The sequence below is a fragment of the Streptococcus sp. A11 genome, assembly GCF_043674225.1.
GTDB classification, from domain to species: domain Bacteria; phylum Bacillota; class Bacilli; order Lactobacillales; family Streptococcaceae; genus Streptococcus; species Streptococcus suis_V.
In genome coordinates this window covers 1-11,502 of record NZ_JBIMJS010000028.1, presented here as the reverse complement: position 1 = coordinate 11,502, position 11,502 = coordinate 1, and the positions used below count along the sequence as shown (strand labels likewise).

Here is an 11,502-nt window from a genome sequence, read left to right as displayed (position 1 = left end):
GAGTAGGTGGTACTCTTATCATATCAGGGAATCTTCTTTTTGACTTCTAGAAGTCTCACATCTATTGTAACGCTACACCCCATTATATCACACTTCAAAAAAATCATTCCGTATTCCTGCATTTTTTGGTATAATAAAGGGTACGTTTACATGCAAGAATGAAAAGGAGGGCACTGATATGAAACAGATTTTTCTATCAACTATGACTGATTTAGAAGAAATCCAAACCTTTGAACCAGGCGCTTGGATCAACTTGGTCAACCCCTCCCAGAGTGAGTCCATGGAAGTGTCCGAGCATTACAAGATTGATATCGCCGACCTGAGGGCACCTCTCGATGCAGAAGAAACTTCTCGTATCACGGTCGAAGATGACTACACCTTGATTGTCGTCGACGTTCCCATCTTGGAAGAGCGGAATAACAAGACCTACTATATCACCATTCCGCTTGGTATTATCCTGACAGATGACGCCATTATCACGACCTGTTTAGAGCCACTGCCGCTCTTTGATCAATTTATCCACAGACGCCTGCGCAACTTCTTTACCTTTATGAAGTCACGCTTCGTTTTCCAAATTCTCTATCGAAATGCCCAGCTCTACCTGTCTGCCCTGCGGACCATTGACCGAAAGAGTGAGGAAATCGAGAAACAGCTCCACGAAGCCACTCGAAATGAAGAACTGATTGTCCTCATGGAATTGGAAAAAACTATCGTCTACTTCAAGGCCTCTCTCAAAACCAATGAACGCCTGGTCAAAAAACTGGCCAGCTCCACCCGCCTCCTCCGCAAATACGAGGAGGATGAGGACTTGCTGGAAGATACCCTGGTCGAAACCCAACAGGCTATTGAGATGGCGGACATCTATGGTTCTATCCTGAACTCCATGACCCATGCCTTTGCCTCAATCATTTCTAACAACCAGAATACCATTATGAAAACCCTGGCCCTCATGACCATCGTCATGTCCATACCGACCATGGTCTTCTCGGCTTACGGCATGAACTTCAAGGACAATATTATTCCCTTCAATGATATTCCCCATGCCTTCTGGTGGATTATCTTGTTTGCCTTTGCTATCAGTTTATCACTAACCTTCTATTTCATAAGAAAGAAATGGTTCTAATCCAAGGAGATTGCTATGTCATTTACAGAATTTAAAGAATTAACCAAGAAAAACCAGGAATTTATCCACATTGCTACCAACCAATTGATCAAGGATGGCAAGACGGATGCCGAAATCAAGGGGCTTTTGGAAGAAATCCTGCCGACCATCATCGAAAAGCAAAAAACAGGCCAAACTGCCCGTAGTCTTTTTGGTGCACCTAGTGAATGGGCCGCAAGCAAGTCTGCTGCTCCCAGCCAAGAAAAGCAAGAAACGGTCGAATACAATGAAAATCCATGGCTCATGTGGCTGGACTCTAGTCTCTTTATGTTGGCCATCATTGCCGGTATCAATGGTCTGATGAATCTCTTTAATCAAGGCGCTCAGTATGGCTTGGTGACCCTGCTGGTTATCGGATTCGGTGTGGGTGCAGGTATGTACTTCATGTACCACTTTGTTTACAGAGAGCAAGCTAAAACCGGTAAACGACCAAATCTACTCAAGGCCATTCTGTTCCTGGGTGTGGCAACTTTGGCCTGGTCTGCAGTCTTCTTCCTGGCTGCCCTAGTTCCAGCCAACCTCAACCCAATTCCTCATCCAATTCTCACTATCTTAATCTGTGCTATTGCCTTCGGAATCCGCTATCTCTTGAAAAAGAAATACAATATCCGCAACGCCATGCAGCCTGTGCAATAATCATTCAATTCCATTTCAACTGTTGCAAACTTGCAAGCGACGCGTTGTAGCCGTCATAGAAAGTGCTCGGGTTATCCGATCCACCTACGACATAATCTACACTCCATTTCGGTGTGATACGAAATATATTTTATACATCCCAGCTGTTGGCCTCCAAAGCTGGGATGTAGCTTCTGTTCAATCATTTTTTGTAACACGAAGGTTGGCCACCTAGACGAGCATAGCTACCTGCTCCAAGCAACGACAGCCAAGCTGATGAAGACTCCATTAACTCAGTTTGTCGAAGGGATCTTTGCCAACATCGTGGTCAACATCGCTGTCTTCATTTCTATGCGGATGAAGGACGATGCTGGGCGTGTAATTTCCTTGATTTTTATCATCTTCATCTTTGCCTTCCTCGGTTTTGAGCACGTGATTGCCAACTTCTCAACCTTCTCTCTTGCTTTCTTTGCAAATGGCGGAGCTGTCGAGGGGATGACGGTGATGAGCGTATTGAGCAACTTCCTCTTCTCAGGTCTTGGAAACTTTGTCGGTGGAGGACTTCTAATCGGTCTGCTCTATAGCTGGCTCAGCAACAAATCAAAACTTTACATCGACTAATCCGAATGAATACGGTTGGACTTCCAGCCGTATTTTTTTTGTAATTTTTGCACAAATATTCTTGACAAAATATTTGTTTAGGTGTATATTTGTTATATGCCAAGATTTGATATATAACAAATAACAAATATATACCAAATCCAAACCTAATCACCCAACTACCAAAGAAAGGAGTGTCCTATGCATTTTCCCGTACCTGCAGTACTGACGGAATTTCTCATTATGGCCATTTTAGAATCCAATGATTCCTACGGCTATGAGATCTGTCAGACCATCAAGCTGATTTCCAACATAAAGGAATCTGCCCTCTATCCCATTCTGAAACGCTTGGAACAACAGGATCTCTTGACCACCTATTCACAAGAATTCCAAGGACGGATGAGGAAATATTATAGTTTAACCCAGCTAGGCCATGAAGAATTGGTCCAACTCAAAGAAGACTGGGATATCTATACGACTACTATCAACGGCATCATAGAAGGGAGTGTCCGCCATGACAAGAACTGAGTACATGGAGCAACTTGAAAAACATTTGAAAAAGTTGCCCCACAAGGAATACTTGGAAGCCAAAAACTTTTTTGAAGAATACTTTGACGAGGCAGGTCCTGAACGTGAAGCCGATATCATGGAAGAGCTGGGATCTCCTAAGGAAGCAGCCAATGAACTGATCAACAACATGCTCAACCGTCAATTAGAAGATACAGCTCCAACACAAGATGAGACCAATCCTCAAGACAAGCGCTTCTTGCTTACCCTAGCTTTTTTGAGCGCTGCCCTTCTCATTTCTACCTTCTTCCTCTTTGTTGAACCACTGCTTGGAATCATGGGGATCTTCCTGGTCACTATCAGCGCAGCTTTTTACATCGGTAAAAACTTAGAGCAATTGAAACATACACGGAAAACAGTTTGGTTGGCCAGTCTTGCTCTGATTACCCTTCCGATCACTATCCCTCTTCTTCTCTTGATGATCGGGGCTTTGTTGGGCTTGATATTATTAATTGTCGCCTTCATCATTGGTGCATTTGGTTTAGGAGTCAGCTTGATGGTTACTGGTGGTTCCTTGATTTGGGAAGGATTTACCTTGCTATCAAAAGGATTCAATGTCTTCATCATGGGTTTTGGTGCTGGCATATCCTTGTTTGGTGCGGCCATCCTACTCTATCTTTTGACCGGATTTTTCACCTATTGGGCATGGCGCTTGGTCAAAACCTTCTTCCAATGGATCTTGAAACGAGGTAAACGAGCATGAAAAAGAAACTTACGATCGCCCTCATCACGGGCTTTGTCAGCTTGATTTCTGGCTTGATTCTGGTTGGAATTGGATTTTTCTCTGGGGGTCTCAACCGCCTGGAAGAAATCGCAAAGCCAAATCAGGTTCAAACATCCTATACTTCCCTATCAGAAATCCAGATTAAAGATCTTCCGCATTCAGTTACGATCAAGGAATCAACCGATGGACTCTTCCATGTGTCCTATGCCAATTCAAAAAATAACACCCACAACACAGTTGAAGTCACTGAGAAAAATGGTATCCTGGCTCTTAGCTCAAAAAATCCCCAACTGTCCATTCAAGGTATCATGCAGTTTCTCGGGGAAAGATTAGCCGATGACACTATTGACATCTACTCTGTTACCATTGAAGTTCCAACAGGTAAGCAACTGGACAGACTCATCAGTAACAATACCTATAATCGCTACTACGATAGTCTCTACATCGAGAATGTCCATATCAAGGAAATGACCGTCGAGCAAGGCGGGATGCTCTATCTCAACAATGTCCAATTGGAATCAGGTACTGTAAGTAGTTACTATACAAATATCAGTAAATCAACGATTAAAAATACCACTATCTCTGCACAAGGTGACAATATCCATTTCTATCAGACCCAGCTCGAAAATGTTTCTGTTGAAAACTATGGCCAACTGGATTTGATTGAAGGAACTCTCCTAGGAGACAACAAATTCCTCCCACACGAAGACCGAGCTTATACCGTGACCAATATCGATCTGACTGACCAATCATTAGCAGACATCAACCTCCAGATTCAAAATAAGCTTGACTTGAGAAGTCTAGGCGAATTTATGGGCTACCACTACGAGTCAGATGAAGAGTGGGAAACTGCCCAAAGCGAATCAAGTCTGATTGACGAAAGTCAGTTGAAAGACATTGGTATTTTTACACAAGACCAGTATGAAAAACTAGAGGTCAAGGAAACAGAAGATGCATTTAGCCTGACGGTTGAGAAAAAAGAAAGTAAAAACAAATTAACCGTTGAAGCAACCAACGCAACTATCAACCTCCGTGATCCAAAATAAATGACCGAACAGATAACAAAGACCAACTTAGGAATCCTAAGTTGGTCTTTTCGTTCTATTGTAGGCAGACTTACTTGCTCGTTAAGCCTTTTTTCAAGCTTCTCCAAAAGCCGATATCATCGGTCTGTAAAATCAAGCCTGCATAGGATTTACCTATAAAGACGATTGCGCCAATCGTGGTCGCTGCGAGAATGAAGAAAGATAGCCAGATTTCCCAGCTACTTGCCCAGCCATTTATCTGGCGAATCGGCATAAAGAAGGAGGATAAAAATGGGATAAAAGATCCGATTTTCACCACCATATGTTCTTGTGCTTGTTGCCCAAAGGTCATGGCCCCTAAAAAGCCGATGATAATCGGATAGATAACCGGTTGCACAGCCTTGTTGACATCTTCTGGCCTCACCACAAGAGAGCCACACAAGGAAGCCAGGGTTACTCCTAGGAGCAGACCGAAAATAGCAAAGAGAATCATGGTCCAGTCCAAGTTGTCTAAAACAGCTTGCACCAAGACCTGGTTTGACTCCAAGATTTCCTTGGTCAATTCCAATTGTCCTGCTAGGTGATAGGCCAAGATGCCACCTACAAGATAGACACCCAAATGGGTCGCAATGACGAGGAAGATGCCAAAGATACGGCCGTAGAAATAGGTCCAGGCTGGAACACTAGAGAAAATCACTTCCATAATTTTCGTTCCCTTTTCACTGGCTACTTCCTGGGCAGTTGTAGAAGCATAGACAATAGTCATGATGTACATGAGGAAAATCAAGCCGAAGAAGGTAATCATCTGCCCAATTTTTTCCAGCCCCTCTTGGTCACCAACTTCCTCCACATAGGAAGGCTGGACGGCTAGAAATTCCAGCTGAGTTGGTGTCAGTTGAGCATTTGCTTCATTGAGCTGCTGCTGCAAGCTCTCTAGAATAGACTGGAAGGTTTGCTGAACGGATTGAGAAGGGACCTCATTTCCATGATAGGTCGCCTGGTACTGCTGGTCCACTACTGCGACCTTGATATAGCCTTCCAACTCTTCTTCTGAAAGCTGCTGCTTGGCCTCTTCTTCTGTCACAAGAACCAAGTCTAAGTCAAGTGTCGCAAAGGCCATTTGGGCCATAAAGTCCTCACTTACGAGACCAATTTTTTCCGACCCAGCATTCATGCTAGAGCTTGTTAGATAGCCTGATCCCAAAGATAAGCCGAGAAAGAGGAAGGGGGATAGGACCATAAAAACAAAGGACCAGGATTTGACCTGCCGTAGGTAGGTCTCTTTTGCGACTAGGATAAAGGATTTCATTCTGCCACCCCCGATTTGATTTTAAAGATTTCATCAATGGTTGGCGCCTGCTGGTCAAAGGTTGCCAAATAGCGACCACCACTGATTAACTGGAAGAGCTCTGGACCTGCTGCTTCATCGTCTAGGACAAGGCGCCATTTATCGTGATTGGTCATTTGAACAGAGAGGACATGGGGCAGGCCTTCTAGCTGCTCTCTCGGAATATCCGAGGAAACAAAGAGACGGGTCCGTCCAAACTGCCGACGAATATCCTGAATGCCTCCATTCAAGACCAGCTGCCCATCTTGGATCATCAAGAGTTGGTCACAGAGTTCCTCCACATTGGTCATGACATGATCTGAAAAGATGATGGTTGCCCCGCGCTCCTTTTCCTCTAAAATCACACGTTTTAGGAGGGCGGTGTTGACAGGGTCCAAGCCAGAAAAGGGCTCATCCAAAATAATCAGGTCTGGTTCATGGAGCAAAGTTACAATCAACTGAATCTTTTGCTGATTTCCTTTGGATAGGCTTTTAATCTTGTCGGTCACCTTGCCTTTGACTTCCAACTTTTCCATCCAAATAGGTAGTTTTTCCGCCACTTCCTTGCTGGTCATCCCCTTAAGGCTAGCCAAATACCTGACCTGTTCAAAAACAGAAAGCTTGGGCATGAGGCTCCGCTCTTCTGGTAGATAGCCGATTTTTGAAAACAAGTCTGGCGTGACAGCCTGCTGGTCGAGGGCAATCTCTCCCTCGTAGCTGACAAATCCTAGTAAGGAATGGAAGAAAGTAGTTTTTCCTGCACCATTTTTCCCTACCAAACCACAGATGATTCCAGATGGAATAGTAAAGGAAATGTCCTTCAAGACTTCCTTGGTCCCGTAACTTTTACATAAGCGACGAACTTCTAACATCTCAACCTCCTTAGAATTGATTGCTTTTATTGTACACCTTTTTCTTGGTATTGTAAATAATGCATGGAAAAAATGATAAAAAATAACAGAACAGAAATCTTCTCTGCTTTTTTCAGAAAATCCTTCGCTATTTTCTTATATTTTCATCATCACAGGCGAATAAATCGTGATATAATGATTACGCAAACGTTTTCTCAAGGAGATCATTATGATAGAAGCGCAGCATTTATCCAAAACCTACTACGTGGTCGATAAGGAGGTGGGGCTAAAAGGCTCAATTAAGGCCTTCTTCAAGCCCAAGAAAAAAGCCATTCAGGCGGTGCAGGATATCTCCCTGTCCATTCAGAAGGGGGAGATTGTCGGTTATATCGGATCCAACGGGTCCGGCAAGTCGACTACGATTAAAATGTTGACAGGGGTGCTACACGCCGATGAAGGCACGGTCACCATTAACGGCCTGGTTCCCAAGGACAATCGCAAGGCGGTCAACAAGCAGATCGGTGTCCTTTTTGGGCAGAAATCACATCTGGATTGGAACCTGCCTGTGCAGGAGTCCTTTATTCTCCATGCCAAAATTTATGATGTGCCTGAGGCAGTCTTTCAGGAACGACTGGCACGCTTGATTGACTTGCTGGATTTGGCAGACATTATGAAGCAGTCCATCCGCAATCTGTCTCTGGGGCAGCGGGTCCGCTGTGAATTTGCGGCCATTTTCCTCCACCAACCTTCTGTGGTCTTTCTGGACGAACCAACCATTGGCCTGGACGCTAGTGTCAAGGAGACCATTCGTTCTTTTATTCGCTACATGAATGAGGAACACGGTACGACTTTCTTGATTACTTCCCACGATATGAAGGACATTGAAACCCTCTGTGAACGGATTTTCATCATCGATAAGGGAAAAAAAGTCTACGACGGCTCACTCAGTCAGCTCAAGGAGCGATTTTCTCAAATCAAAACCATTAGTTTTTCTACCGAGCATCCGCTGACCAAAGATATTCAGGCGGCTGGTCTGGAATTTGACCGTAAGGATGATTACCACTTCGACATTCACTATCAGGCTAACCAGTGGACCAGTGCTCAGGTCATTACCTTGGTCTTTGAGCAGATTGAGGTCGATGATGTGACCATGAAGGAGCTGGAAATTGAGTCCATTGTCCGTCAGATTTACGAGGAGGGCATTCATGCGTAAGTACCTCTACATGACGCGGCTGACTATGATGACAGCCCTGCAGTACAAGGCCTTTTTCCTGGCTTCCTTCGTGTCTGTGCTGGCACGGATTTTGGTGTCTCTCTTTGTCTGGAAAACTATTTTCTTCACACAGCCGGAGGTCAATGGTTACAACCTTCAGACTTTTACCACCTATATCATCTTCGCCAGCCTCTTGGCCAGCCTCAACTCCTTTTCAATCGGTGAAGACCTGTCCCACTCGATTTTGCAAGGGCAGATTGCTGGGGAATTTTTGCGGCCCTACTCTTTTATCCTCTCCCTCTTCTTCAAGGATTTAGGGACAAAATTGATTGAACTCTTCAAGTTTTTGGTGGTCTTTTTCATCATCCTCTTGGTGCAGAGTGATTTTTACCTACCAGATGGAAAGACTATATTAGTCTTTCTCCTATCTGCTATCTTGGGAATGTTTATTGTGCAATTCTTAGACTTGGCTTTTGGTTTTGCGACTTTCTTTACGGTCAATGCTTGGGGAGTCATGCTGCTACGCATGGGACTCTTCAACCTGTCATCCGGAGCCCTCTTACCGCTAAGCTTTTACCCTGAAAAAGTCGAAAAAGTCTTGAGTTTCATGCCCTATAACTATGCAATCAATGTGCCTATTTCTATTCTCTTAGGCAGAGAAACTGACCTGTCCTTGCTGGGCTTGCAGTTGCTCTGGTTGCCTGTCCTTGCTGGCTTTATCGCGGCTCTATGGTCCCAAGCCAAGCGAAAAATTGTCATTTTTGGAGGCTAGGATGAAAAAGTATATAGGTCTTTATTTGTACAATGTCAAGGTCTTCATGATGGCCCAGATGTCTTTTCGGGTAGATTTTTTCATCGGTCTGGTCTCATCTTTGGTGGAGCAGGTGGTCTATTTGATTTTCCTCAATGTCCTTTTTAGTAATATCAAGGAGATTGCAGGCTTTAACTACGGGCAGATGCTGTTTATCTATGGAATGGCAACGGTGGGGCGGTCGGTCCACTTGATTTTCTTTGATAATCTGTGGATGTTCGGTAGCCGCTACATTCGTCGGGGGGAGTTTGAACGCCTCTTGCTCTTGCCGGTCAATCCGCTCTTTCAGCTGGTCTGCGAACGAATTCAGCCTCAGGGCATCGGTACGACGATGATTGGTGGCGTGGCTCTCTGGCAGTCTTCGCAGATTTTGGGCTTGGAATGGTCTGTCTGGAAGATTCTCCTGTTGGTTTTTATTGCCATTTGCATCGGTCTGCTCTATGCGGCAATTCAGCTGGGACCAACAGCTCTTGCCTTTTGGATCGTGGAATCCTTCCCTCTCACCATGGGGATTTTCGCACTCAACCAAATGGCCCAATACCCGCTCAATATCTATCCAAAAGTCATTCAATTCCTACTGATTTTTGTCTTTCCCTATGCCTTTACCGCCTACTTCCCAGCCCTCTACTTCCTGGACCTCTCCATGTGGGGCCTCGCACTCCCCCTCGTTGTTGCCATCATCTTTACGATTAACTATAAACTCTTCCGCTATGGTATGACCAAGTTTACGAGTGTTGGTGGTTGACGGAGCCCGGGGAGATGCTCCATCAAGTTGGAGATAGAGGCGACCAGAGTCGGCTGTCATTAACAAGTCTACGGATAGACTTGCTCAAGTTGGAGATAAAAGCTAGCGACAGCTAGCCACAGAATGAAGACAAACATCTCGATTGATGTTTGTCTTTTTCTGTTTATTGGTCTGATAGTCGGTCTTTTTGCCAGAATCGTGGCTATTTGTACAATATAAAAAGGCTTCCCTGCCCTCATTTTTACCAATTTCTTGAGATTTAAACACGCCAAAGTCAGTCCAACCTTATCTTCCATTTTGGACTTGCCTTTCTCTCTTGTATAACGAAGATTGTGGTACTCGTTGGCTGTCCCAAAGAGGCGTTCAATCTCCTCACTGCGCAATTGTGCTTCTCAAGTTTAACGAGCACAAGTAAAAACGACCTATCAGTGTTGAACCTATCTAGTTTCTAGGGGGCTAGCTAAATAGGGCTTTGAAGCTCCTAATTCGCTCTCATATTTTCAAGCTCATGAAAAAATGGTCCACTCTGTCATTGCGCTTTACACATTTCTAGAGCGCAAGAAAAAATGACCCGTTGGGGTCATTTTTTTAATCTTCGTTTACGAATGGTAGCAATGCCATAACGCGAGCACGTTTGATAGCTGTTGTTACTTTACGTTGGTTTTTAGCTGAAGTTCCAGTTACACGACGTGGAAGGATTTTTCCACGTTCAGAAATGAAACGGCTAAGAAGCTCAGTATCTTTGTAATCAACATATTCAATTTTGTTAGCTGCGATATAGTCAACTTTTTTACGGCGTTTGAAACCGCCACGACGTTGTTGAGCCATGTGTTTTCTCCTTTATATATTTAGTATCGACCTAAAATGGTAGGTCATCGTCTGAAATATCCATTGGGTTTGATGCACCAAATGGACTTTCTTCTCGAGCGAAGTTCGGTGTAGATTGTGCAGGTGCTTGATAAGGTGAATTGTAATCATTGCCACCAGCAAATGAATTACCAGCAGAATATCCGCCACCTTGACCTTCACGGGCAGTACGGCTTTCCAAGAGTTGGAAACTTTCTGCAACTACCTCAGTTACATAAACGCGTTGCCCTTGCTGATTGTCGTAACTACGGGTCTGAATGCGACCAGTCACGCCAATGAGAGCACCTTTCTTAGCCCAATTCGCCAAATTTTCAGCTTGTTGACGCCAGATAACTACGTTGATAAAGTCCGCTTCACGCTCGCCATTTTGATTTTTAAAATTACGGTTAACTGCAAGTGTAAAAGTCGCAACAGCTTGGTTTGACGGAGTGTAACGAAGTTCTGCATCGCGGGTCATGCGACCAACCAATACTACATTATTTATCATATAAAACCTTCTTACGCGTCAAGTTTCACAATCATGTGACGAAGAATGTCGCCGTTGATTTTTGACAAACGGTCAAACTCTTTAAGAGCTTCGTCGTTAGTCGCTTCAACGTTAACGATGTGGTACAAACCTTCACGGAAATCTTGGATTTCGTAGGCAAGGCGACGTTTTTCCCATGCTTTTGATTCAACGATTGTTGCACCGTTGTCAGTCAAGATAGAGTCAAAGCGTGCTACCAAAGCGTTTTTAGCTTCTTCTTCAATGTTTGGACGAATAATATAAAGAATTTCGTATTTAGCCATTGATATGTTCCTCCTTTTGGTCTAATGCCCCCAGGTCCTAGCCTGTGGGAAGTGAGGGATACTCACAAGAAACTATTATATCATATTTGGACCAAATAGCAAGCAAAACATCCACAAAATACACAAGAAAATGTAGCGTTACAATAGATGTGAGACTTCTAGAAGTCAAAAAGAAGATTCCCTGATATGATAAGAGTACCACCTAC

Annotated in this window: 14 protein-coding genes and 1 pseudogene; 9 read left to right on the top strand and 6 right to left on the bottom strand. The window is 44.1% G+C overall.

What is annotated here, in order from left to right; genetic code table 11:
- Positions 1–178 precede the first annotated feature (178 nt).
- From ACHBIF_RS11190 to ACHBIF_RS11165, 6 genes are all read left to right on the top strand, one after another.
- Entirely contained in the window at positions 179–1,123 is a 945-nt protein-coding gene (locus ACHBIF_RS11190; protein WP_105111505.1) for a magnesium transporter CorA family protein, read from the top strand.
- Positions 1,124–1,138: 15 nt separating this feature from the next.
- Positions 1,139–1,798, top strand: a complete 660-nt coding sequence (locus tag ACHBIF_RS11185) for a DUF1129 domain-containing protein (protein ID WP_105111504.1) — start codon at positions 1,139–1,141, stop codon at positions 1,796–1,798.
- 159 nt (positions 1,799–1,957) lie between these two features.
- Positions 1,958–2,398: a formate/nitrite transporter family protein gene (locus ACHBIF_RS11180; protein ID WP_394720527.1), complete on the top strand. Its 441-nt coding sequence runs from the start codon at positions 1,958–1,960 to the stop codon at positions 2,396–2,398.
- Between the two features lie 180 nt (positions 2,399–2,578).
- Entirely contained in the window at positions 2,579–2,905 is a 327-nt protein-coding gene (locus ACHBIF_RS11175; protein WP_105111503.1) for a PadR family transcriptional regulator, read from the top strand.
- Positions 2,892–3,647: a DUF1700 domain-containing protein gene (locus ACHBIF_RS11170; protein WP_394720524.1), complete on the top strand. Its 756-nt coding sequence runs from the start codon at positions 2,892–2,894 to the stop codon at positions 3,645–3,647. The genes ACHBIF_RS11175 and ACHBIF_RS11170 overlap by 14 nt, the downstream gene beginning before the upstream one ends.
- Positions 3,644–4,714 (top strand): hypothetical protein, encoded by a 1,071-nt coding sequence (locus ACHBIF_RS11165; RefSeq protein WP_394720522.1) that lies wholly within the window; start codon positions 3,644–3,646, stop codon positions 4,712–4,714. The genes ACHBIF_RS11170 and ACHBIF_RS11165 overlap by 4 nt, the downstream gene beginning before the upstream one ends.
- Positions 4,715–4,784: 70 nt before the next feature.
- Here the strand turns inward: ACHBIF_RS11165 and ACHBIF_RS11160 are convergent, their stop codons facing one another.
- A complete protein-coding gene (locus tag ACHBIF_RS11160; protein WP_394720521.1) occupies positions 4,785–6,002 on the bottom strand; it encodes an ABC transporter permease in 1,218 nt (405 codons plus the stop codon).
- Entirely contained in the window at positions 5,999–6,892 is an 894-nt protein-coding gene (locus tag ACHBIF_RS11155; protein ID WP_394720519.1) for an ABC transporter ATP-binding protein, read from the bottom strand. The genes ACHBIF_RS11160 and ACHBIF_RS11155 overlap by 4 nt, the downstream gene beginning before the upstream one ends.
- 208 nt (positions 6,893–7,100) lie before the next feature.
- Here ACHBIF_RS11155 and ACHBIF_RS11150 point away from each other — a divergent pair, with 208 nt between their 5' ends.
- From ACHBIF_RS11150 to ACHBIF_RS11140, 3 genes are read left to right on the top strand one after another with little or no spacing between them, the layout of a single operon-like run.
- Positions 7,101–8,084 (top strand): ATP-binding cassette domain-containing protein, encoded by a 984-nt coding sequence (locus ACHBIF_RS11150; RefSeq protein WP_394720517.1) that lies wholly within the window; start codon positions 7,101–7,103, stop codon positions 8,082–8,084.
- The gene (locus ACHBIF_RS11145) at positions 8,077–8,856 is read left to right on the top strand and encodes an ABC-2 family transporter protein (protein ID WP_257117337.1); all 780 of its coding nucleotides are present in this window, start codon (positions 8,077–8,079) and stop codon (positions 8,854–8,856) included. The genes ACHBIF_RS11150 and ACHBIF_RS11145 overlap by 8 nt, the downstream gene beginning before the upstream one ends.
- 1 nt (position 8,857) lies before the next feature.
- Positions 8,858–9,640 (top strand): ABC transporter permease, encoded by a 783-nt coding sequence (locus tag ACHBIF_RS11140; protein ID WP_105122490.1) that lies wholly within the window; start codon positions 8,858–8,860, stop codon positions 9,638–9,640.
- Between the two features lie 68 nt (positions 9,641–9,708).
- Here ACHBIF_RS11140 and ACHBIF_RS11135 read toward each other — a convergent pair.
- The 4 genes and pseudogenes from ACHBIF_RS11135 to rpsF all read right to left on the bottom strand — a co-directional run.
- Positions 9,709–10,026, bottom strand: a pseudogene (locus ACHBIF_RS11135) (transposase); the annotation flags it as partial.
- A 202-nt stretch (positions 10,027–10,228) separates the two neighbouring features.
- Positions 10,229–10,468 (bottom strand): 30S ribosomal protein S18, encoded by a 240-nt coding sequence (rpsR, locus tag ACHBIF_RS11130; RefSeq protein WP_002939250.1) that lies wholly within the window; start codon positions 10,466–10,468, stop codon positions 10,229–10,231.
- 31 nt (positions 10,469–10,499) lie between these two features.
- A complete protein-coding gene (locus ACHBIF_RS11125) occupies positions 10,500–10,994 on the bottom strand; it encodes a single-stranded DNA-binding protein (protein WP_002942409.1) in 495 nt (164 codons plus the stop codon).
- Positions 10,995–11,005: 11 nt separating this feature from the next.
- Complete coding sequence (rpsF, locus tag ACHBIF_RS11120) at positions 11,006–11,296, bottom strand: 30S ribosomal protein S6 (RefSeq protein WP_105111495.1); 291 nt, start codon at positions 11,294–11,296, stop codon at positions 11,006–11,008.
- Positions 11,297–11,502 lie beyond the last annotated feature (206 nt).

Excerpts from the sequence above, each read along its gene's own strand:
- ACHBIF_RS11190 (WP_105111505.1), top strand. The coding sequence starts at position 179 with ATGAAACAGATTTTTCTATCAACTATGACTGATTTAGAAGAAATCCAA.
- ACHBIF_RS11185 (WP_105111504.1), top strand. The coding sequence starts at position 1,139 with ATGTCATTTACAGAATTTAAAGAATTAACCAAGAAAAACCAGGAATTT.
- ACHBIF_RS11175 (WP_105111503.1), top strand. The coding sequence starts at position 2,579 with ATGCATTTTCCCGTACCTGCAGTACTGACGGAATTTCTCATTATGGCC.
- ACHBIF_RS11170 (WP_394720524.1), top strand. The coding sequence starts at position 2,892 with ATGACAAGAACTGAGTACATGGAGCAACTTGAAAAACATTTGAAAAAG.
- ACHBIF_RS11165 (WP_394720522.1), top strand. The coding sequence starts at position 3,644 with ATGAAAAAGAAACTTACGATCGCCCTCATCACGGGCTTTGTCAGCTTG.
- ACHBIF_RS11160 (WP_394720521.1), bottom strand. The coding sequence starts at position 6,002 with ATGAAATCCTTTATCCTAGTCGCAAAAGAGACCTACCTACGGCAGGTC.
- ACHBIF_RS11155 (WP_394720519.1), bottom strand. The coding sequence starts at position 6,892 with ATGTTAGAAGTTCGTCGCTTATGTAAAAGTTACGGGACCAAGGAAGTC.
- ACHBIF_RS11150 (WP_394720517.1), top strand. The coding sequence starts at position 7,101 with ATGATAGAAGCGCAGCATTTATCCAAAACCTACTACGTGGTCGATAAG.
- ACHBIF_RS11145 (WP_257117337.1), top strand. The coding sequence starts at position 8,077 with ATGCGTAAGTACCTCTACATGACGCGGCTGACTATGATGACAGCCCTG.
- ACHBIF_RS11140 (WP_105122490.1), top strand. The coding sequence starts at position 8,858 with ATGAAAAAGTATATAGGTCTTTATTTGTACAATGTCAAGGTCTTCATG.
- rpsR (WP_002939250.1), bottom strand. The coding sequence starts at position 10,468 with ATGGCTCAACAACGTCGTGGCGGTTTCAAACGCCGTAAAAAAGTTGAC.
- ACHBIF_RS11125 (WP_002942409.1), bottom strand. The coding sequence starts at position 10,994 with ATGATAAATAATGTAGTATTGGTTGGTCGCATGACCCGCGATGCAGAA.
- rpsF (WP_105111495.1), bottom strand. The coding sequence starts at position 11,296 with ATGGCTAAATACGAAATTCTTTATATTATTCGTCCAAACATTGAAGAA.